This is a genomic window from Ruegeria sp. BG5 (assembly GCF_056538425.1).
The window spans coordinates 54255-73425 of the sequence record NZ_JBQFTC010000005.1 but is presented as its reverse complement, the minus strand read 5'-3'; the positions used below and the strand labels follow the sequence as shown (position 1 = coordinate 73425).

Below are 19171 nucleotides of genomic sequence, written 5' to 3'. Positions count from 1 at the left end.
GGGCCGTCAGTATCCCAACTGGCGGTCCACCAGATGCACAAACGGCTCACCGGCTTCGCCGCGTCGGATGTTTTCGCAGATCACCTGCGCCGCTGTGACAGGCCGGGTTTCCGATGCGATATGCGGCGTGACGGTCACGTTCGGATGTGTCCAATAGGGGTGTTCCGGCGGCAGGGGTTCGATGCGAAACACATCCAGCGTCGCGTGTCCGACCTGCCCGGTGTTCAGCGCCTCCAGCAGGGCGTTGTCATCGATCAGCGGGCCGCGCCCCGGATTGATGATCTTTGCCCCTTTCGGCAACAGCGCCAGCGTTTCGGCGTTCAGAGTGTTTTCCGTCGCTTGCGTGTCTGGCAACAGCAGCACGACGATTTCGGATTGGGACAAGGCGGTACGCAAACCGTCGGCCCCATGCAGACAGGTCACGCCCTGGATGTCCTTTTGGGAGCGGCTCCACCCCAAAACGCGAAAGTTCAGCGTGGCCAGCGCCTGCGCTGCCGCTTGACCCAACTCTCCCAGCCCCAGCACGCAGACCGTGCGCTCGGTCGCAAGCGGTGGCGCGATCGGGGTCCAAACACCGTCCTGCTGGGTGATATGAGTATCCATGCCCAGATGGTACCGCAGGACATGGCCCACGACCCATTCCGTCATGCCTTGTGTGAGGCCGTGATCGACCATACGGGCCAATGGAACGGTCAGGGTTTGGTTGTCGGCGATGCTTTCGACCCCGGCCCAAAGGCTCAGGACGGCTTTCAGTCGAGAATAGGGTTTGAAGTCCAGCAAGCCGCCATTTGGCGCATAGACGACGTAATCCACCTGATCCGGGTCCATGTCGGTGGCCAGATGCACGTCCAACCCGGCCTGGGCCAGACCCTTGGTCAACAGCGGCTCGTAGATCGGCCACAGGGCATGGCGCGCAGAGAACAGGACGTTGACGGGCATGAAGGGCCTTTCAGATCAGCGGGGGCGGTGGATGTGCGCGCTTTGGACAATGCCGAAGGCTGCCATCAGGACCAGCATGGCCGACCCGCCATAGCTGACCATTGGCAGCGGTACGCCCACAACCGGGGCCAACCCCATCACCATCGACATGTTGACCGCAAAGAACAGGAAGAAGTTCAGCGCAATCCCCAGCACCACCAGTGACGAGAACCGATCCTTGGTCGACAGCGCCGTGACCATGCAGAAGATCAGGATCAGAGCATAGAGTATCAACAGAGTGATGCCGCCAACAAAGCCGAATTCCTCGGCCAGTGTGGTGAAGATGAAATCGGTGTGCTTCTCGGGCAGGAAATTCAGGCGCGACTGGGTGCCTTGCATGAAGCCGCGCCCGTTCCAGCCACCCGATCCCAAAGCGATTTTCGATTGGGTGATATGGTATCCGTCGCCAAGTGGATCGGATGAAGGATCAAGAAATGTGTCGATGCGGCGAAACTGATAGTCTTTCAGCAACTGCCATTCGGTTCCCCGGCTGTTGAAGACAGCGGCAATCAGCCCCGCCACTGCCGCTATTACCGCCGCAAAATAGGCCCAATGCACACCTGCCAAAAACATCAACCCGCCACCGGCGGCCAGCAACAGGATCGAGGTGCCAAGGTCCGGTTGCCGTAAGACCATGAAGGTCGGGATAAGGATAAGGATCACCGGAATGATCACCCAGAGCGGGCGAGAAGTTTTGTGAGAAGGCAGCCAATCGTAATAAGCCGCCAGCACCATGACCAATGCGACTTTCATAACCTCGGACGGTTGCAGCCGCATGAAACCAAGATCTATCCAGCGCTGAGCGCCCATACCTATGGTTCCAAAAAGCTCGACAAAAACCAGCAGAGCGATGGAACCCAGATAAGCCAGCACCGACATATTTCGCCAGAACCAGATCGGTACAAGCGCGATGATAAACATCACAGTTAAGCCCAGACCAAACCGCTCCATCTGAGGTTCGGCCCAGGGCATCCACGACCCGCCTGCCACGGAATAGAGCATCAGGAACCCGGCACTGGCCGTGCTGATCAGCAACAGGGTCAAAGGCCAGTTCATGTACAGAAACTTGCGGAACCCCGATGGCGTGGATTTGACGTTATACTCTAAATAGCTCATGCGCGGTCCTTTTCGTCAGGACGCGCTTTGGGGCGACGGTCGCCCTCAAGCCTCTTTTGCTGCTCTTTAATACGGTCGCGATCCGCGACCGGGTACGCCTCAAGCGGCGGGGTGCCCTTGTAGAGTGCCTGTAGCATGATATCTCGTGCAACCGGGGCCGCTGCTTTCGATCCGCCACCGCCATGTTCCACCACCACTGCAATCGCGTATTTGGGATTGTCGTAGGGCGCAAAACTGACGAACAGGGCGTGATCTCGGCGTTCCCACGGCAAATCCTCATTGCGGATCACCCCAGCAGCCCGTTCGGCCTTGGTGATGTTGCGAACCTGGCTGGTGCCGGTCTTGCCCGCCATACGCAGATCATCCGCAATGATACGGCTGCGATAGGCCGTCCCGCGCCTGTCGTTCGACACCGACCACATTGCCTCGCGAATGTAGCGCAGGTTGGTGGGGCTGATCGCTAGCGCTTCACCCGCGCCCGAGGGCTGTTCGACCCCGTTGACCGACCGCACCAGTCGGGGCGCAACGGCGCGTCCAGTGGCGATCCTTGCAGTCATCACGGCCAGTTGCATGGGCGAGGCGAGCATGAAGCCCTGCCCGATGGACGCATTGGCGGTATCACCGATCAGCCATTCCTCGCCATGGACCCGCTGTTTCCATGCCTGATTGGGCGCCAGCCCGGCGCGCACAGCGGACATCGGAATGTCATGTTTTATTCCCAGGCCAAGGATGTTGGACATCTCAGAGATTTTGTCGATGCCGACCTTGATCGCCACGTCGTAGTAATACACGTCGCAACTGCGCTTCAGCGATGTATTCAAGTCCACCATGCCATGACCGCCACGCTTCCAGCAGTGGAAGCGGCGGCTGCCGACCTTCAGGTGGCCGGGGCAATAGACGGTATTGCCAGGACCGATGACACCAGCCTCAAGTGCTGCCAGAGCGGTGACCATCTTAAAGGTGGAGCCTGGCGGATAGGTGCCCTGCACCGTTTTGTTGGCCAATGGGCGGTACTTGTCCTGCGTCAGTATTTGGTAATCCGCGACCGAGATTCCGCGGACGAACAGGTTGGGGTCAAAGCTGGGGGCCGAGGCCATCGCGCGCAGATCGCCGGTTTCGCAGTCGATGACCACAGCGGCGGCGCTTTCCCCGGCCAGTCGGGCTTGCGCATATTGCTGCAGGTCCGCATCGACCGAGAGCTGAAGGTCGGCACCGGGCTGACCCTCCTGCCGGTCCAATTCACGCATCACTCGGCCCGAAGCGTTAACCTCGATCCGCTTGGAGCCGGCACGGCCTCGCAGCGAGATCTCCTGTTTGGCTTCCAATCCGACCTTGCCGATCTGGAAGCGCGGGATGCGTAGCACCGGTTCGGGATCTTCGATCTGGCTGAGATCATAATCGCTGACCGGGCCGACATATCCGACGATATGAGCGAAATCCTCATATCTGGGGTATTGCCGGGTTGAACCGACCTCTGGCGTAACGCCGGGCAGGGCCGGGGCGTTCACCGCAACTTTCGAGATGTCCTCCCACGTCACCTGATCGGCCAGCGTCACCGGCAGAAACGGGGCCGAGCGGCGCATCTCGGTCTTGGCGCGTTCGATCTCATCCTCGTTCAGGGGGATGATGCTGGACAGCTCGGCGATCACCTTGTCGACGTCGCCTGCATCCTCGCGCACGATGACGATACGGTAGGACGGCGTGTTTTGCCCGATGATCTGCCCGTTACGGTCATAGATCCGCCCGCGTGTGGGTGGGATCAGGCGGATATTGATGCGGTTTTCTTCGGCCAGAAGCCGATATTGATCAGCCTGATCGACCTGCATGAACCGCATCCGCGCCGCCAGCCCGCCGACAAAGGCCGCTTGCAGCCCGCCCAGTATCAAGGCCCGGCGCGGCAGGCGTTTATAGGCAAGGCCCTGGGTTTTGGTCTTGCGCGGCTTCATGCCCGTGCCCCCGCAACACTGACGTCTGCTGCCGACATCCGTCGCACGCCAAAGACGGACTGGCTGAGCAGAACAATTGTCGGATAGGCCACAATCGTCACGACCAGCTGAAATAGGACGGGCGCAAAGGCGGCCTGATCAACGGACAGGACGGCCAGAATAACGCGGTTTCCAAGAAATACGGCAGTTGTGACCATGCCGACCGACATCCATTCACCCACAAAGCCCGCATCCCGCATGCCAGGTGCTGCCGAGCGCAGGTAGGCCGCGCCCAAAACCACCAGCGCCGCCAGTAATCCGGGCGGGCGTTGCAACAGCAAGTCAGCCATCAGCAACACGGCGGCGATCAGCAAGGTCGGTACGTAATCCGGGCGGCGCAGCACCCATGCAAAGGTCAGCGCGATCATGACATCCGGAAAGGGCCAGCGATCCGGTTGCGCGTTCAGCGGCAGAAGGTGGAGGAACAGGACCAGAAACGCCAACACCACGTAAAGCCCCCGCATCGCCCAGTTATGTGAGGCAGGTTTATCCATCGCCGGCCTCATTGGGTGTCAGAGCGGCTTCGGGGCGCGCCGGGCCGACAATGCCACCGGGATCGCGGATCGAGGGCGCCGCGTTGAACCGCAGAACCCGCAGAAACTCCAGCCGCTCGAAGTCGGCGGACAGGCGCACGCGCAGGCGACCGCCGGGGTCTGCGGCAATCTGGCCGATCAGCAGTCCGGCGGGAAATACGCCCCCATCGCCCGAGGTAATCACCCGGTCGCCGGGGCGCACAAGTTCGCGGTTTTCAAGGAATTCGACGGCTGGGGCCGGGGTGTTGTCGCCGGCGATCAGGGCCGTTTGCCCCGATGGCTGGATGGTCGCGGGAATGGCGCTAGAGGCGTCGGTCAGCAGAATGACACGCGCCGTATCTGGCCCCACGCCCGAAATCCGCCCGACCAGCCCGATCCCGTCCATCGTGGCCCAGCCGTCGACGATCCCGTCACGCTCACCCACATTCAGCAGAACGGACTGCCGGAAGGGTGAGCCGCTATCTGCCATCACAACCCCAGTGATATAGGTCAGGCGCGGATCAAGGCGCACATTGTTCAAGTCCAGCAGGCGCGCGTTTTCCTGTTCGAGTTGCAGCGCGGCCTCTTTCCAGGCGCGCATCAGGCGCAGTTCGGACCGCAGCTCGCGGTTTTGTTCGCTCAGGCGCTGATAGCTTTGGAAGTCGCGCACCAGATTGACGGTCGCCGTCACCGGCACCATGGCCCATTCCATCGAGGGGACAACGGCGTCCACCACCTGAGCGCGGAAACGCTCAACCCGAGGGCTATCAATGCGCCAGACGACAAAGATGCCCAACAGGCACAGCACAACGATCCCCAGAAGCAGACGCCGCAGCGGGGTCGTGTAGTCATCGCGCTGTGATCGGTCTTTTGCCACAGGTTACCTTCCCGTGCTGCTCGTGCCGAATTTACCCTATGTGCGAAGGGTGCGCGCCTTAGCTTTCGTAGTCAATCGCGTGGCGCAGCTGTTTTTCGTATTCTAGCGCCTTGCCGGTGCCCAAAGCCACACAATTCAGGCTTTCATCGGCAATCGACACGGCCAGACCGGTCTGTTCGCGCAGGGCCAGATCCAGATCGCCTAGCAGCGCGCCGCCGCCGGTCAGCATCACGCCCCGGTCCACAATATCCGCCGCCAGATCGGGCGGCGTGGTTTCCAGCGCGGTCATCACCGCCTCGCAGATCTGCTGGACCGGTTCCGACAGAGCCTCGGCCACCTGGGCCTGGCTGATCTCGATTTCCTTGGGCACGCCGTTCAGCAGGTCGCGGCCGCGGATATGCATCGACTGGCCCCGGCCATCGTCGGGCATCCGGGCGGTGCCGATGGTGGTCTTGATCCGTTCAGCGGTGGATTCACCGACCAGCAGGTTCTGCTGACGCCGCAGGTACGAGATAATGGCCTCGTCCATTCGGTCGCCGCCAACGCGGACTGAGCGGGCATAGACGATGTCGCCCAGCGACAGAACCGCAACCTCGGTGGTGCCGCCGCCGATATCGACGACCATGTTGCCGGTCGGATCAGTGATCGGCATCCCTGCGCCAATGGCTGCCGCAATCGGTTCCGCAATCAAACCGGCGCGGCGGGCGCCTGCGGACAGAACCGACTGACGGATCGCGCGCTTTTCAACGGGTGTCGCGCCATGAGGGACGCAGACGATGATCTTGGGTTTTGAGAAGGTCGAGCGTTTGTGCACCTTGCGGATGAAATGCTTGATCATCTCTTCGGCGGTGTCGAAATCTGCAATCACGCCCTCGCGCATCGGGCGGATCGCCTCGATGGAACCGGGGGTCCGGCCCAGCATCAGCTTGGCGTCTTCTCCGACGGCCAGAACCTTTTTTACGCCGTCCTTGACGTGATAGGCCACAACCGAAGGTTCAGACAGGATCACACCGCGACCTTTGACATAAACCAGCGTGTTTGCTGTCCCAAGGTCGATAGCCATGTCCGCTGTGAACAGGCCGCCCAGATTGCCAAAGATCCCCATGTTTTCCCTGATCCTGTATGTCGGTTTTTCTACTGCCCGCGACTCGACGGTTCCGGGACGGATGACTTATAGGGTGCCAACTCGCCCGGTAAAAGGGCTGATTCCGCGACAATCAGCACCTTTTCGCCTCATTTGCAGGGACTTTAGAAGGCAACATGCTCTCATATCAACATATTTACCACGCCGGGAATCTGGCCGACGTGCAAAAGCACGCAATATTGGCATGGACGCTGTCTTATCTGACCCGCAAGGACAAGCCGTTGACCTATGTGGAAACCCATTCCGGGCGCGGGGTGTACCGGCTGGATTCAGACGAGGCGCGCAAGACGGGTGAAGCGGCGGCGGGGATTGAGCGGGTGCAGCGGGGCGAATGGTTCGAGGCATCGCATCCGCTGGCGCAGGCCATCGTGGCGACGCGGTCCAGATTTGGGTCGGCGTGTTATCCGGGATCACCCCTGATTGCGGCAAGTTTGCTCAGACAACAGGATAGTTTGCATTTTGCCGAACTGCATCCGCAGGAATATGCCGCGCTGTCGCAGGCCGTGCCAGGGGGCAATGTCAAAACCTACAAGCAGGACGGATACGATCTGGCGCAGTCCCTGCTGCCGCCCACACCGCGCCGGGGGATGCTGCTGATCGATCCGAGTTATGAGGTGAAAACGGAGTATGATCGCCTGCCGGGCATCATCGCCAAGCTGCATCGCAAATGGAATGTCGGGGTCATCGCGCTTTGGTATCCGATCTTGCGGGATAACCGCCAACAACAGATGGTCGATGCATTGGTTCGGCAGAACTTACCCAAAGCGATGCGGCACGAGGTGACCTTTCCGGCGGCGCGAAAGGATCATCGCATGATCGGATCCGGCATGTTCGTGATCAACGCGCCGTTTGGCCTGAGCGACGAAGCGCAGAGACTGACGGACTTGTTCAAAACCCTTTGAAAGCTGGTGCGGCAAAGGGGTCTCCCGCCTCGCTTGCCAGCATCAAAGATGCCGTCAACCGAGTTGGGCCCGGCAGCGCGCCGCAGGCGCGCTGCCGGGCCCAAAACCCAAGAAGGGTCGGCGAAGCCGGGCCGCCGCGGGTGCGGGAGCCTTTGGTCTGTTTAGGTCAGGTCCTTGTAACTGATCTCGCGCGTGTCCGCTCCGGGGCCTGCTTTCTCACGACGCATGATCAGACGGTTCAGCGCGTGGATATACGCCTTGGCCGAGGCTACGACGGTATCTGTGTTTGCAGATTGGCCGGTGGCGATCATGCCGTCTTCTTCCAGACGCACCGAGACGGTGGCTTGCGCGTCCGTGCCTTCGGTCACCGCGTGCACCTGATAGAGCTGCAAATGCGCTTTGTTGGGGTAAATCGCACGGATCGCCTTGAAGGTGGCATCGACCGGCCCATCCCCATGTTCGGTTGCGATGATGTCCTTGCCGTCCATCTCCAGCTCGACCGTCGACTCGGCCTGTCCGCCAGTGCCGCAGGTGACCTTCATCGACACCAGTTGCAGGTAGTCATCCGCCTCGTCCAGCGTCATCAGGGCGATCAGGTCGTCGTCAAAGACCTCTTTTTTGCGGTCGGCCAGGTCCTTGAAGCGGACAAAGATATCGCGAAGCTGGTTGTCCCCGACCTCAAAGCCAAGCGTCTCAAGTTTGTCGCGCAGGGCGGCGCGGCCCGAATGTTTGCCCAGCGGCAGGGATGTGCCGGTAAGGCCGACATCTTCGGGGCGCATGATCTCGAAATTGTCACGGTTCTTCAGCATCCCGTCCTGATGGATGCCGCTTTCGTGGGCAAATGCGTTCTTGCCGACGATGGCCTTGTTGAACTGCACGTTGAAGCCCGACACGGTGGCGACCCGGCGCGAGATATGCATGATCTTGGTGGTGTCGATACCGGTGTGGTAGGGCATGATATCGTTGCGCGTGCGCATGGCCATCACGACCTCTTCCAGCGCGGTGTTGCCCGCACGCTCACCCAGACCGTTGATGGTGCATTCGATCTGACGCGCGCCGCCGATGACGGCCGCCAGCGAGTTCGCCGTCGCCATGCCCAGATCGTTGTGGCAGTGGGTCGCAAACACGACCTCATCCGCGCCGGGGACGGTTGCGATCAGACGCTTGATCAAATCAGCCGATTCCAGCGGTGCCGTGTAGCCCACCGTGTCGGGAATGTTGATCGTGGTCGCACCCGCCTTGATCGCAATCTCGATCACACGGCACAGGTAGTCCCACTCGGTCCGCGTTGCATCCATCGGCGACCACTGCACGTTTTCGCACAGATTGCGGGCATGGGTGACGGTGTCGTGGATTTTCTCGGCCATCTCGTCCTGGGTCAGGTTCGGAATGGCCCGATGCAGCGGAGAGGTGCCGATAAATGTGTGAATGCGGCTTTTCTCGGCGTGTTTGATCGCCTCCCAGCACCGGTCGATATCGTTGAAATTGGCGCGGGCCAGACCACAGATGCGGCTGTTCTTGGCGCGCTGGGAAATTTCGGTGACGGCTTTGAAATCGCCTTCCGAGGCGATGGGAAAACCCGCCTCGATGATGTCGACGCCCATCTCGTCCAGCAGTTCGGCGATCTCCAGCTTTTCTTCATGGGTCATGGTGGCGCCGGGGCTCTGCTCGCCGTCGCGCAAAGTGGTATCGAAGATCAAGACGCGGTCTTGGTCGGTCACGTTGGTCATGGGATTTCTCTTTCTTCTTCTGTCCTAAAGCCTATGGCGCGCGGGCGTCCTCCTCTGAGCGGGCGCGCCGGATGGCACGCTCAGAGGCGGATTAGGATCAGTAGGCCACGCAGCGACGTACCGCCAAAGGCGGTGTCGGCAAAAGGGATATCTGCGCGGTTGATCATGGGCGAAACTTATACAGAGCAGAAGGGGAATGAAAAGAACCAATTTTCAGGCTTTGCGGATTTGGTCCGGTTTCTTTTGCTTTGCGTGTTGAACCCATCTGTGCTGCCGCTAGGTGGGGCGGTATGAAGACAGCTTTGATCATTGGTGCATCCGGGGGGATCGGTGGCGCGATCTGCGACCGGCTTGCGGCACAGCGCGTGGCGGTGACCGGCCTGTCCCGGTCGCAAGACGGGTTCGATCTGACCCGGCCCGAGGTGGCGTTGGCGCGTCTGGATGACTTGCAAGGGCCGTTCGATCTGGTTCTGGTCGCCTCAGGCGCATTGGAGATCAATGGCGCGCAGCCCGAGAAAACCATGCGCGCTGTGACGTCGCGGGCCATGATGGATCAGTATGCTCTGAATACGGTCGGTCCGGCGCTGATCCTTGGCCGGGCGCATCGGTTGCTGCCACGCGACAGACGATCCGTGATTGCGGTTTTGTCAGCGCGGGTCGGATCAATTGGCGACAATCGAATGGGCGGATGGGTCAGCTATCGCGCGGCCAAGGCTGCGGTTAATCAGGTGGTTCACACGGCGTCTATCGAGTTGGCCCGGACGCACAAACAGGCGATTTGCGTCGCCTTGCATCCCGGAACGGTCAAAACCGAGTTCACGCGGAAATATCTGGGCCGACATCCCGCTGTCGCGCCGGAGGAGGCTGCCGAAAACCTGCTGCATGTAATGGGGGCACTGACCCAAGATGACACGGGCGGGTTCTTCGACTGGGCCGGGAAGCGGGTGCCCTGGTAGCAGGTCAGTTCTCTGCGGGGGCCTCGGTTTCCGGTTCCCCGGCGCTTGGCGCATCCGGCTCTGCGTCTGGTGTGCCCTCGGTGGGTGCCGCATCTTCTGACGACAGGGCGTCGTTTTCCCAGAGGCCCGATTGCTCTTGCCCGTTGGCATAGCGCATGGTGCCCTGTCCCTGACGTTTGTTTTCGAAAAAGCCGCCCTCATACACATCGCCCGAAGCATAGGTTGCCACGCCTACACCGGTTATTTTGCCGTCAAACCATTCGCCGGTGTAGGTAAAGCCGCTGGGGGCCGTGATCGTTCCCTTTCCATGGCGTGCGCCATCGATGAAATCGCCCTCGTACACCGTGCCGTCGGCAAAGGTTGATTTTCCTTTGCCTTGCCGCACACCGTCAATCCATTCGCCTTCATAGCGATACCCATTGGCAAAGGTGACCGTGCCGGTGCCATGGCTCAGGGCGTTGCGGAACTGGCCTGAATAGACCGTGCCATTGGGATAGGTCGCCGTGCCACGCCCCTCAAAAACCCCGGCAATCCAGTCGCCGTCATAGACGGTACCGTCGGCATAGGTGCTTTGTCCCTTGCCATGCGGCAGGTCTGAGCTGAGCTCGCCGATATAGGCCGAGCCGTCGGGATAGGTGATCTCGCCAAACCCTTCGATCTGGCCTTGCGACCAGTCACCGGAATAGCGGTAGCCATCGGTGCCAACGAAGGTGCCCTTGCCATGTCGGCGGTCGTCTTCATAATCGCCCTCGTAGGCGCTGCCATTGGCGTAGGTTTCTTTGCCCTTGCCTTGACGGCGGCCTTTCGCAACTTCGCCTTCGTAGACATCGCCATTGGCCAGCGTCATTCGCCCGGTGCCGGTCATCAGGTTCTCGACCCACTGGCCGTCATATTCCAGACCGTCCGACTGGATCCAAAGACCCTGCCCATGGCGTTGGCCCTGCTGCACGTCGCCGTCGTAAACCGACCCGTCCGGGTAGGTGATCCTGGCCTTGCCCTGCATTTGGCCATCAACCCAATCGCCGTCGTAGACATAGCCGCTGGGGTCCGTGCGCTTGCCCGTGCCATGGTGGCGCGAGTCCTTAAACTCACCCTCGTAACGCACGCCGCTGGCGTATTCCGCGACACCGGTGCCGTTGATGCCGCCACCTTGCCATTCGCCTTCGTAGGAACCGCCATCGGCATAGCTGATCTTGCCCTGACCCTCGGGTTTGCCTTCGGCGAATTGCCCGACATAAACCGATCCGTCGGCAAAACGCGCCGTGCCCTGGCCCTGAATGACGCCTTCGACCCATTCGCCAGTATATTCAAACCCGTTGGGCAGGCGGTAGGTTCCGGTGCCATGGCGCAGCCCGTTTTCGAACGTGCCCTCATAGACGCCGCCGACCTCGTCATCCTTGGTGATCACCGTCCCGTCCTGGGCAAATGCGGCTGTCATCGTCAGGGACAGAATCCCGACCGTGAAAGAGTTGCGGATCAGCTTCATGTATCGTCCTGCCTGCCCGATGATCGTTTTCGCTTTGGTTGGCGCAAAAATAAGGGACCGCACAGGTCAGAGCAACGGCTTTTGCGGCATTGGTCTTTCACTCGCGCAACGATCTGCTAAATGCAGTAGGACTGACGAGGGCAAGAGGGCAGCATGGCCGACCGTTTCCGCATCACTCTGGCACAGCTTAACCCCACCGTGGGCGATATCGAGGGCAACGCAGCCAAAGCCTTGGCCGTGTGGGAGCAAGCCCGCGAGGCCGGGGCCGATCTTGTGGCCTTTCCCGAGATGTTCATCACCGGGTACAACACGCAGGACCTGATCCTGAAGTCGGTCTTTCATCGTGCGGCAATGGCGGCGGTCGAAGAACTGGCCGCGCAATGCGCGGATGGCCCGGCTGTGGCGATTGGTGGACCTTGGGCCGAGAATGACAGCCTGTTCAACGCCTATCTGATCCTCAAGGGCGGGCGGATCACCAGCAAAGTGCTGAAACACCATCTGCCGAACGAGACGGTTTTTGACGAGGTGCGCCTGTATGATTCCGGCCCTCTGGGCGGGCCGTATTCGGTCGGGAACTCGCGCATCGGCAGCCCGATCTGCGAGGATAGCTGGCACCCGGATGTTGCCGAAACGCTGGAAGAAACCGGGGCCGAGTTTCTGCTGATCCCCAATGGCTCGCCCTATTTCCGGGACAAATACGATGTGCGTCTGAACCATATGGTCGCGCGCGTAGTCGAGACCGGCCTGCCGCTGATCTACCTGAATATGGTAGGCGGGCAGGATGATCAGGTGTTCGACGGTGCCACGTTCGGCCTGAACCCGGGCGGAGAGCTGGCCTTCCGCATGCCGGTTTTTGACGAAACCGTCACCCATGTGGACCTTGAGCGGGGCGATGACGGCTGGCGGATCATCCCCGCCGAGATTGTGCCTCAACCCGATGCGTGGGAACAGGATTACCGCGCCATGGTGGAATCCTTACGCGATTATATGGGGAAGACCGGTTTCAAAAAGGCGTTGCTGGGTCTGTCGGGCGGTGTAGATTCCGCTCTGGTTGCGGCCATTGCTGTGGATGCTATCGGGGCAGAGAATGTGCGCTGCGTGATGCTGCCGTCGGAATACACCAGCCAGGCCTCGCTGGACGATGCCGAGGCGGTCGCCAAGGCGCTGGGCGTGCATTACGACTTTGTTCCGATTTCGGACAGCCGGGCTGCGGTAACGGATACGCTGGCCCCGCTGTTTGAAGGGCGCGACGCGGACCTGACCGAAGAGAACATCCAGTCCCGCCTGCGCGGTGTGCTGCTGATGGCGATCTCGAACAAATTTGGCGAGATGTTGCTGACCACGGGCAACAAATCCGAGGTGGCGGTGGGCTATGCCACGATCTACGGGGACATGAACGGCGGCTACAACCCGATCAAGGACCTCTACAAGACCCGCGTGTTCGAGACCTGTCGCTGGCGCAATGCCAATCACCGTGCGTGGATGATGGGCCCGGAGGGTGAGGTCGTTCGCCCCTCGGTCATCGACAAACCCCCAAGCGCGGAGCTGCGTGAGGATCAGAAAGACAGCGACAGCCTGCCGGATTATCCGGTGCTGGACGGTATTCTGAACATTCTGGTGGATCAGGACGGCTCCATCGCCGATTGCGTCGCCGCCGGTTATGACGAACAGGACGCCCGCAAGGTCGAGCATCTGGTCTATATCAGCGAATACAAGCGGTTCCAGTCTGCCCCCGGCACCCGTCTGACCAGCCGTGCGTTCTGGCTGGACAGACGCTATCCCATCGTGAATCGCTGGCGGGATCGGGGCTGAGGCCGATACGCGGCCCTGTTTCTAAAAACAGTTCCGCACCATGACCTTGTAATGTTTCCACATCGAGATCATTGATGCTGAAATCATGGCCCCAAAGGGGTTCTTAACCTTGTTCGGCTGACATTTTTCTGCCACATTTATGCTTGGAAGTTGCCCAATGTGGGGCGGATGTGACGCATTGCTGTTGAGTTCGCAGTTTTTCGACAAGTGATTTTTGTCTCGTGCGGCGCATCCGGGGTTGGATGTCTGAGTTAATAGTGTGGTGTTAACATGTACGAGGAATACGATAAGTCTCTGCACGCGCCGTGGCAGTACAGAACGATGGAATCTCCGGCGCAGGAACTGGATGAAGAAAAGCTGGACGCGGCCATTGCTGACCTGCTTGGCGAACAAGCAGCGGAAGACAAGGCCGAACCATCGCAGCGGCTGGAGTTTCCCGATCTGAAATCGCAAAAAGAGGTTTCGGCGCAGGCCGACGCAAAAGAGGCCGGATTGTCTGCGTCACTGCGTCAGAAATGGGCTGAACTGTCCGGCGCCGCCTAACTCTGAGTCAGAACCTGAAGTGACCTGCCGGGCGCATGCTTTGGCGCGGCTGCCACACGTCCGCACATTTGATAGGGCTGTGCTGAAAACCTGTTGTCAGGACCGGCAAGTTCAGCATCCTTGTACTCTGATAAATTGAGTATGAGCGGTAAATGCCCGGTCCCAAACCGACCCCATTTGAATCCGATCTTTCCCTGCCAAAATCCGTAAACACCGTCGTGATCGGCGGCGGTATCATTGGCGTTTCAACCGCGCTGGAACTGGCCGAACGGGGCGTGTCCGTCCTGTTGTGTGAAAAGGGGCAGATCGCGGGGGAACAAAGTTCGCGCAATTGGGGTTGGGTGCGTCTGGGGATGCGCGACCCGCGCGAAATTCCGTTGATGCAGGAAGCCACCCGGATCTGGCAAAACCTGGACAATCGTCTTGGACGGCAAACCGGATACGTGCAATCGGGCATCCTGTTCGGTGCATCAGGGGCGCGGGAGGCCGGCAATCTGCAATGCTGGTTGCGCCATTTGGACGGATTGCAAACCGGGGCGCGGATTGTGCCAGCGTCTGAACTGGCGGAAATGTTGCCCGGCTATACCGGCACACTCGATTGCGCGCTGCACATGCCGCAGGACGGGCGCGCCGAGCCTCAGCTTGCGGCACCTGCGATTGCCGAAGGGGCCCGCGACCGGGGGGCGGCGATCATGACCAATTGCGCCGTGCGCAGCCTTGACGTGCAGGGCGGACGCGTTGCCGGCGTGTTCACGGAACGCGGGCGCGTGGCCTGCGACAGGGTGGTGCTGGCAGGCGGCGCGTGGTCGCGCTTGTTTGCGGGCAATGCAGGCATTGATCTGCCGCAGCTGAAAGTGCTGAACACCGTCCTGCGAAGCTCACCTGTCGAGGATGGGCCGGACACAGCGCTGTGGTCCGATGACTTTGCAATCCGAAAACGCGCGGATGGAGGGTATTCCATCGCCTCGGCCCATCAAAACACCTATGACATCGTACCCGACAGCTTTCGCCTTGCATGGCAATTCCTGCCTGCGTTTTTTCAGGAATGGAAATCCCTGCGCTTTCGGCTCTCTGGTCGTTGGAAGGCCGAGGTGGCGCAGGACCGGTCGTGGGTGCCTACCGACGTGACCCCGTTCGAGCATTGCCGCGTTCTGGACCCCGAACCATCGCCGAAGACCCTGCGCACATCCTGGGCCAACGCGATAAAGGCCTTTCCGGCGCTACAGCAGGCCGAAGTGGTGCAAAGCTGGGCCGGGCTGATCGATGTGACGCCCGACGCGATCCCGGTGATCTCGGGCGTTGAGGATATCCCCGGCATGTTCATCGCCACCGGGTTTTCGGGCCATGGCTTCGGTATCGGGCCCGGTGCAGGTCGCCTGATGGCCGATCTGGTGATGCAGTCCACGCCCTGTGTGGATCCGGCCGCCTTCCGCCTGTCGCGTTTCACGGATGGCTCAAGGGTGCGGCCGGACCCCGGGTATTGAGGCGTCAGCCCATCATCTGATAGCTGACCGGGACAAAACGGAACCCTTCGCCGCGGGTCTCGACATACCCGGCAGCCGGGAACGGCATGTGATAGCCGATCATCGGCACCTTGTCGGCGGCCAGCAGACCCAGGATTTTGCGGCGGGAGTCAGTGGCTGCAGCCTTGTCCATGTCAAAACGAACCTCCCATTCGGGGTGCGCGAAGGACCAGACATAGTGATTGGCAAGGTCTGCCGTCAGGATCAGCCGCTGGCCATTGCTTTCCAGGTGATAAACCATATGGCCAGGCGTATGGCCGAACGTCGCCATTGCCGTCACACCAGAGACAACGTCGCCGCCATCTTCGATGAACGTCATTTTCTCGGCCAAAGGTGTGACTTTTGCCGCGACCAGATCACCGACCCGGTTGCCAGCCTCCTGCGCGGACCAGAAATCATATTCCTGCGCGGCGGTGACATAGCGCGCATTGGGGAATGTCTCAGCGTCATTGGTGGTCATACCGCCAATGTGGTCGGGATGCATATGGGTGATGACAACGACGTCGATCTGATCCGGTGTCACCCCGGCATCTGCAAGGGCCGCCTGAATGCCGCCCTGACCAAGCCCGGTGTCGAACAGAACCAGCTCGGCCCCCGTATTCACCAGCGTCGGCGTAAAGAAGAACTGCGCAACGTCGGGCGAAATGAAGTTTTCCGCCGAGACGCGTGCAAAGTCTTCGTCTGATGCACCGCCGCCAAAGATCTCTTGCGCACCATCGCGCGGCAGACTGCCGTCCAGCAGCGTTGTGACGGTGAAGTCGCCCAACTGGAACGATCTTGCAATGGTCGAGTTCGCCTTGGTCTCGGCCCCGGCTGCCAAAAGCGGGGTTGTTGCGGATGCAAATGGAAGGGCTGCGGCGGCGCCCAGGGCCGCTCTGCGTGTTAAGTTGATGGCCATGTCTTCGTCTCCCTGTCAGAACGCCAGATAATAAGTTAGTTCGTTGCGGGTCGTGCGCCAGTGTATAGCCCGGTTTGGCGCGCAATTGGATGAACATTACGTGTTCCATGGTTTTCGCCCCGCGATCTTGAAGCTGGGTATGGTGCGAACGATCCGAAACCCCTGCTGGACAAAATCGCGCCTTTGTGACAAGAGCCGCGCCAACAGGAGACACCCATGACAACCACCCGTTTCGCCCCGTCGCCCACCGGTTACATCCATGTGGGCAACCTGCGCACCGCCCTGATGAACTATCTGATCGCCCGCAAGGCAGGCGGTACGTTCATCCTGCGCATCGACGACACAGACCCCGAGCGGTCGAAGGAAGAATATGTCGACGCGATCAAGCAGGATCTGGAATGGCTGGGGCTGCATTGGGACAAGGTCGAGCGTCAGTCGGACCGTCTGGACCGCTATGCCGAAGCCGCCGACAAGCTGCGCGAGATGGGCCGGTTTTACGAGGCGTTCGAGACGCCGACCGAGCTGGATCTGAAGCGCAAGAAGCAACTGAACATGGGCAAGCCGCCGGTCTATGACCGCGCCGCGCTGAACCTGTCGGACACTGAAAAAGAGGCGCTGCGGGCCGAGCGGGGCAACGGCGTCTGGCGGTTCAAGCTGGATCATGAGCGGATCGAATGGACCGATGGCATTCTGGGCGACATTTCCATTGATGCGGCGTCCGTTTCGGACCCGGTGCTGATCCGTGGCGACGGTCAGGTTCTTTATACGATTGCGTCTGTGGTCGACGATACCGAGATGGGCGTGACCGACGTGGTACGCGGTTCGGACCATGTGACCAACACGGCGACGCAAATTCAGATCATCGAGGCGCTGGGCGGAACTTGTCCGCGTTTCGCGCATCATTCGCTGCTGACCGGCCCGCAGGGTGAGGCGCTGTCGAAACGTCTGGGCACGCTGGCCCTGCGCGATCTGCGCGAGCAGGGCGTGCAGCCTATGGCGCTGCTGAGCCTGATGGCGCGGCTGGGGTCGTCTGATCCGGTCGAGCTGCGCTCGGACATGGCGGAACTGATCGATGGGTTTGATGTGAACCGCTTTGGGGCTGCGCCGACCAAGTTTGACGTGCAGGACCTGTTCCCGCTGACCGCGAAACACTTGCAATCGCTGCCGCTGGCGGAAGTTGCTGATGCTGTGGCCGATGCAGGCGTTCCTGCCGAACTGGCCGAGCCGTTCTGGGCCATGGCGCGTGAAAACATCACCACTCTGTCCGATCTGAAAGGCTGGTGGGAGCTGTGCCGGGATGGGGCGGAACCTCTGATAGCGGATGAAGACCGGGTGTTCATCTCGGACGCCATGGCATTGCTGCCCGAAGGCCCGTTTGATGGTGAGACCTGGGGCACCTGGACCAAAGCGGTAAAAGAGGCGACGGGCCGCAAAGGCAAGGGCCTGTTCATGCCGCTGCGCAAGGCGCTGACGGGGATGGAGCGCGGGCCTGAAATGGCGGCACTGCTGCCCTTGCTGCAGGTGATCCGCGCGCGGGGCTGAATGCCGCTGACAATTTAGAACTTGAAAGAGGCAGGCAGTTCGTCTGCCTCTTTTTGTTGTTGTGGTTGGATGATCTTCACCGCCGCGCGCTGCAGGCGGTCATCCACAAAGGCAGTCTCGTCCGGTTTGAGTTGTTGGTGGCGCGGATACCTCGGTTCGGCCCGGTCATTCAACACAGGTGCGTCCCAGCCATCGGTCGTGGCAAAGAACCGGTCCACCCCGTCTGGTCCGAAAATGCGCAGGTACCCTTGCACCACAACGTCAATGTAGCTGAGCAGTAAAGGATGGTGGCCGGTCGGTGCATTATGCCGGGTTTGCGGGACGGCATAGACCGCGATTTCAACGTCATGGGTCAGCGGATGTGTGGCCGATTGTGTCACGGGTATCCGGTCATAGGCCCATTCCCTTTCATCCAGCGCGGCCCAGTCGTTCTTGGGAACATGCGCGATCATGCCTTCGATCTCGGACTCGGGGTCCGGAACCGCCGTCAGAAAGGCGACCGGACGCAGATCGGTGTGTTTCCAGGCCCGCCGCCAGCCCTTCAGTTTTGCCGGTCGTGGGTCGGGAAAATCATGGGTGGCCAGGTTCACAAGGCTGCCATAGCCAAAGAAATAGGGGTCTGCCATCTGCGAACGCGCCTTTCGATCGATTGATGTATGTCAAACCGCTTTTTTCCCGGACATGCAATAAGTCTGCATCATTATGTGAGGGAGGCCCATATGCGGATTACCAAACGAACGAATATTGCTGTGCGCCTGCTGATGTATTGCGCGGCGCACCCAGACCGGCTGGTGACGAAATCCGAGATCGCCGAAGTGTGCAACATCTCGGAAAACCATCTGGCGCAGGTGATCAATCAACTGGGTCAGTTGGACTATCTGAGCACGCAGCGCGGCCGGAATGGTGGCATGTCTCTGGCGCGCCCGGCGGATCAGATCCGCATTGGTGCCGTATTCCGGCATGTGGAAGGATCGCTGCCGATTGCCGAGTGTTTTGCGGATGCCGACAATACCTGTCCGCTGACCGACGCCTGCCGCTTGCGGGTGGCCTTGCAGGACGCCGCCGAGGTGTTTTACGCATCGCTCGACGACATCACGCTGGATGCGCTGGTCTGCGATAATGATCCGCTGCTGAAAATCCTGCAGCCGGTCGCGTGTATGCGTTAAA

At 60.5% G+C, this 19171-nt stretch carries 17 protein-coding genes; 7 read left to right on the top strand and 10 right to left on the bottom strand.

Annotated features, from left to right (window positions below; genetic code table 11):
• Positions 1 to 6: 6 nt before the first annotated feature.
• From ACR0KX_RS15215 to ACR0KX_RS15190, 6 genes are read right to left on the bottom strand one after another with little or no spacing between them, the layout of a single operon-like run.
• Positions 7 to 939: a 2-hydroxyacid dehydrogenase gene (locus tag ACR0KX_RS15215; protein WP_170623958.1), complete on the bottom strand. Its 933-nt coding sequence runs from the start codon at positions 937 to 939 to the stop codon at positions 7 to 9.
• A 15-nt stretch (positions 940 to 954) separates the two neighbouring features.
• Positions 955 to 2094: a rod shape-determining protein RodA gene (gene rodA, locus ACR0KX_RS15210; RefSeq protein WP_170455550.1), complete on the bottom strand. Its 1140-nt coding sequence runs from the start codon at positions 2092 to 2094 to the stop codon at positions 955 to 957.
• Entirely contained in the window at positions 2091 to 4040 is a 1950-nt protein-coding gene (gene mrdA, locus ACR0KX_RS15205) for a penicillin-binding protein 2 (RefSeq protein ID WP_170455548.1), read from the bottom strand. The genes rodA and mrdA overlap by 4 nt, the downstream gene beginning before the upstream one ends.
• Positions 4037 to 4573 carry a rod shape-determining protein MreD gene (locus ACR0KX_RS15200; protein WP_170455547.1) on the bottom strand — a complete coding sequence of 179 codons (537 nt, stop codon included), beginning with the start codon at positions 4571 to 4573 and terminating at the stop codon, positions 4037 to 4039. Before ACR0KX_RS15200 ends, mrdA begins: the two co-directional genes overlap by 4 nt.
• Positions 4566 to 5468, bottom strand: coding sequence for a rod shape-determining protein MreC (gene mreC, locus ACR0KX_RS15195; protein WP_170455545.1), 903 nt, complete (start codon positions 5466 to 5468; stop codon positions 4566 to 4568). The genes ACR0KX_RS15200 and mreC overlap by 8 nt, the downstream gene beginning before the upstream one ends.
• A 58-nt stretch (positions 5469 to 5526) precedes the next feature.
• On the bottom strand, positions 5527 to 6573 hold the full coding sequence (locus ACR0KX_RS15190) for a rod shape-determining protein (protein WP_039523195.1): 1047 nt from the start codon (positions 6571 to 6573) through the stop codon (positions 5527 to 5529).
• A 155-nt stretch (positions 6574 to 6728) separates the two neighbouring features.
• On the opposite strand from ACR0KX_RS15190, the gene ACR0KX_RS15185 reads away from it, so the two are divergent.
• Positions 6729 to 7514, top strand: coding sequence for a 23S rRNA (adenine(2030)-N(6))-methyltransferase RlmJ (locus ACR0KX_RS15185; protein ID WP_170623956.1), 786 nt, complete (start codon positions 6729 to 6731; stop codon positions 7512 to 7514).
• Positions 7515 to 7675: 161 nt separating this feature from the next.
• On the opposite strand, the gene ACR0KX_RS15180 is transcribed toward ACR0KX_RS15185, so the two are convergent.
• Positions 7676 to 9244 carry a 2-isopropylmalate synthase gene (locus ACR0KX_RS15180; RefSeq protein ID WP_170455540.1) on the bottom strand — a complete coding sequence of 523 codons (1569 nt, stop codon included), beginning with the start codon at positions 9242 to 9244 and terminating at the stop codon, positions 7676 to 7678.
• Between the two features lie 290 nt (positions 9245 to 9534).
• Between ACR0KX_RS15180 and ACR0KX_RS15175 the strand changes: the two genes are divergently transcribed.
• On the top strand, positions 9535 to 10200 hold the full coding sequence (locus ACR0KX_RS15175) for an SDR family NAD(P)-dependent oxidoreductase (protein WP_170522345.1): 666 nt from the start codon (positions 9535 to 9537) through the stop codon (positions 10198 to 10200).
• Between the two features lie 4 nt (positions 10201 to 10204).
• Here the strand turns inward: ACR0KX_RS15175 and ACR0KX_RS15170 are convergent, their stop codons facing one another.
• Positions 10205 to 11686, bottom strand: a complete 1482-nt coding sequence (locus ACR0KX_RS15170; protein WP_170623954.1) for an MORN repeat-containing protein — start codon at positions 11684 to 11686, stop codon at positions 10205 to 10207.
• 153 nt (positions 11687 to 11839) lie between these two features.
• On the opposite strand from ACR0KX_RS15170, the gene ACR0KX_RS15165 reads away from it, so the two are divergent.
• The 3 genes from ACR0KX_RS15165 to ACR0KX_RS15155 all read left to right on the top strand — a co-directional run bounded on the left by ACR0KX_RS15165 (position 11840) and on the right by ACR0KX_RS15155 (position 15525).
• Positions 11840 to 13498: an NAD+ synthase gene (locus ACR0KX_RS15165; protein ID WP_480708561.1), complete on the top strand. Its 1659-nt coding sequence runs from the start codon at positions 11840 to 11842 to the stop codon at positions 13496 to 13498.
• Positions 13499 to 13768: 270 nt separating this feature from the next.
• Complete coding sequence (locus ACR0KX_RS15160) at positions 13769 to 14041, top strand: hypothetical protein (protein ID WP_170455532.1); 273 nt, start codon at positions 13769 to 13771, stop codon at positions 14039 to 14041.
• Between the two features lie 152 nt (positions 14042 to 14193).
• Complete coding sequence (locus ACR0KX_RS15155; RefSeq protein ID WP_170623950.1) at positions 14194 to 15525, top strand: NAD(P)/FAD-dependent oxidoreductase; 1332 nt, start codon at positions 14194 to 14196, stop codon at positions 15523 to 15525.
• A gap of 4 nt (positions 15526 to 15529) precedes the next feature.
• Here the strand turns inward: ACR0KX_RS15155 and ACR0KX_RS15150 are convergent, their stop codons facing one another.
• Positions 15530 to 16462, bottom strand: coding sequence for an MBL fold metallo-hydrolase (locus ACR0KX_RS15150; RefSeq protein ID WP_170455528.1), 933 nt, complete (start codon positions 16460 to 16462; stop codon positions 15530 to 15532).
• Positions 16463 to 16678: 216 nt separating this feature from the next.
• On the opposite strand from ACR0KX_RS15150, the gene gltX reads away from it, so the two are divergent.
• Positions 16679 to 18004 carry a glutamate--tRNA ligase gene (gltX, locus tag ACR0KX_RS15145; RefSeq protein ID WP_480708560.1) on the top strand — a complete coding sequence of 442 codons (1326 nt, stop codon included), beginning with the start codon at positions 16679 to 16681 and terminating at the stop codon, positions 18002 to 18004.
• Positions 18005 to 18018: 14 nt separating this feature from the next.
• On the opposite strand, the gene ACR0KX_RS15140 is transcribed toward gltX, so the two are convergent.
• Positions 18019 to 18630 carry a gamma-glutamylcyclotransferase family protein gene (locus ACR0KX_RS15140; protein ID WP_480708559.1) on the bottom strand — a complete coding sequence of 204 codons (612 nt, stop codon included), beginning with the start codon at positions 18628 to 18630 and terminating at the stop codon, positions 18019 to 18021.
• 93 nt (positions 18631 to 18723) lie between these two features.
• Between ACR0KX_RS15140 and ACR0KX_RS15135 the strand changes: the two genes are divergently transcribed.
• The gene (locus ACR0KX_RS15135; protein WP_170522357.1) at positions 18724 to 19170 is read left to right on the top strand and encodes an Rrf2 family transcriptional regulator; all 447 of its coding nucleotides are present in this window, start codon (positions 18724 to 18726) and stop codon (positions 19168 to 19170) included.
• Position 19171: the final 1 nt, after the last annotated feature.

Excerpts from the sequence above, each read along its gene's own strand:
- ACR0KX_RS15215 (WP_170623958.1), bottom strand. The coding sequence starts at position 939 with ATGCCCGTCAACGTCCTGTTCTCTGCGCGCCATGCCCTGTGGCCGATC.
- rodA (WP_170455550.1), bottom strand. The coding sequence starts at position 2,094 with ATGAGCTATTTAGAGTATAACGTCAAATCCACGCCATCGGGGTTCCGC.
- mrdA (WP_170455548.1), bottom strand. The coding sequence starts at position 4,040 with ATGAAGCCGCGCAAGACCAAAACCCAGGGCCTTGCCTATAAACGCCTG.
- ACR0KX_RS15200 (WP_170455547.1), bottom strand. The coding sequence starts at position 4,573 with ATGGATAAACCTGCCTCACATAACTGGGCGATGCGGGGGCTTTACGTG.
- ACR0KX_RS15190 (WP_039523195.1), bottom strand. The coding sequence starts at position 6,573 with ATGGGGATCTTTGGCAATCTGGGCGGCCTGTTCACAGCGGACATGGCT.
- ACR0KX_RS15185 (WP_170623956.1), top strand. The coding sequence starts at position 6,729 with ATGCTCTCATATCAACATATTTACCACGCCGGGAATCTGGCCGACGTG.
- ACR0KX_RS15180 (WP_170455540.1), bottom strand. The coding sequence starts at position 9,244 with ATGACCAACGTGACCGACCAAGACCGCGTCTTGATCTTCGATACCACT.
- ACR0KX_RS15175 (WP_170522345.1), top strand. The coding sequence starts at position 9,535 with ATGAAGACAGCTTTGATCATTGGTGCATCCGGGGGGATCGGTGGCGCG.
- ACR0KX_RS15170 (WP_170623954.1), bottom strand. The coding sequence starts at position 11,686 with ATGAAGCTGATCCGCAACTCTTTCACGGTCGGGATTCTGTCCCTGACG.
- ACR0KX_RS15165 (WP_480708561.1), top strand. The coding sequence starts at position 11,840 with ATGGCCGACCGTTTCCGCATCACTCTGGCACAGCTTAACCCCACCGTG.
- ACR0KX_RS15160 (WP_170455532.1), top strand. The coding sequence starts at position 13,769 with ATGTACGAGGAATACGATAAGTCTCTGCACGCGCCGTGGCAGTACAGA.
- ACR0KX_RS15155 (WP_170623950.1), top strand. The coding sequence starts at position 14,194 with ATGCCCGGTCCCAAACCGACCCCATTTGAATCCGATCTTTCCCTGCCA.
- ACR0KX_RS15150 (WP_170455528.1), bottom strand. The coding sequence starts at position 16,462 with ATGGCCATCAACTTAACACGCAGAGCGGCCCTGGGCGCCGCCGCAGCC.
- gltX (WP_480708560.1), top strand. The coding sequence starts at position 16,679 with ATGACAACCACCCGTTTCGCCCCGTCGCCCACCGGTTACATCCATGTG.
- ACR0KX_RS15140 (WP_480708559.1), bottom strand. The coding sequence starts at position 18,630 with ATGGCAGACCCCTATTTCTTTGGCTATGGCAGCCTTGTGAACCTGGCC.
- ACR0KX_RS15135 (WP_170522357.1), top strand. The coding sequence starts at position 18,724 with ATGCGGATTACCAAACGAACGAATATTGCTGTGCGCCTGCTGATGTAT.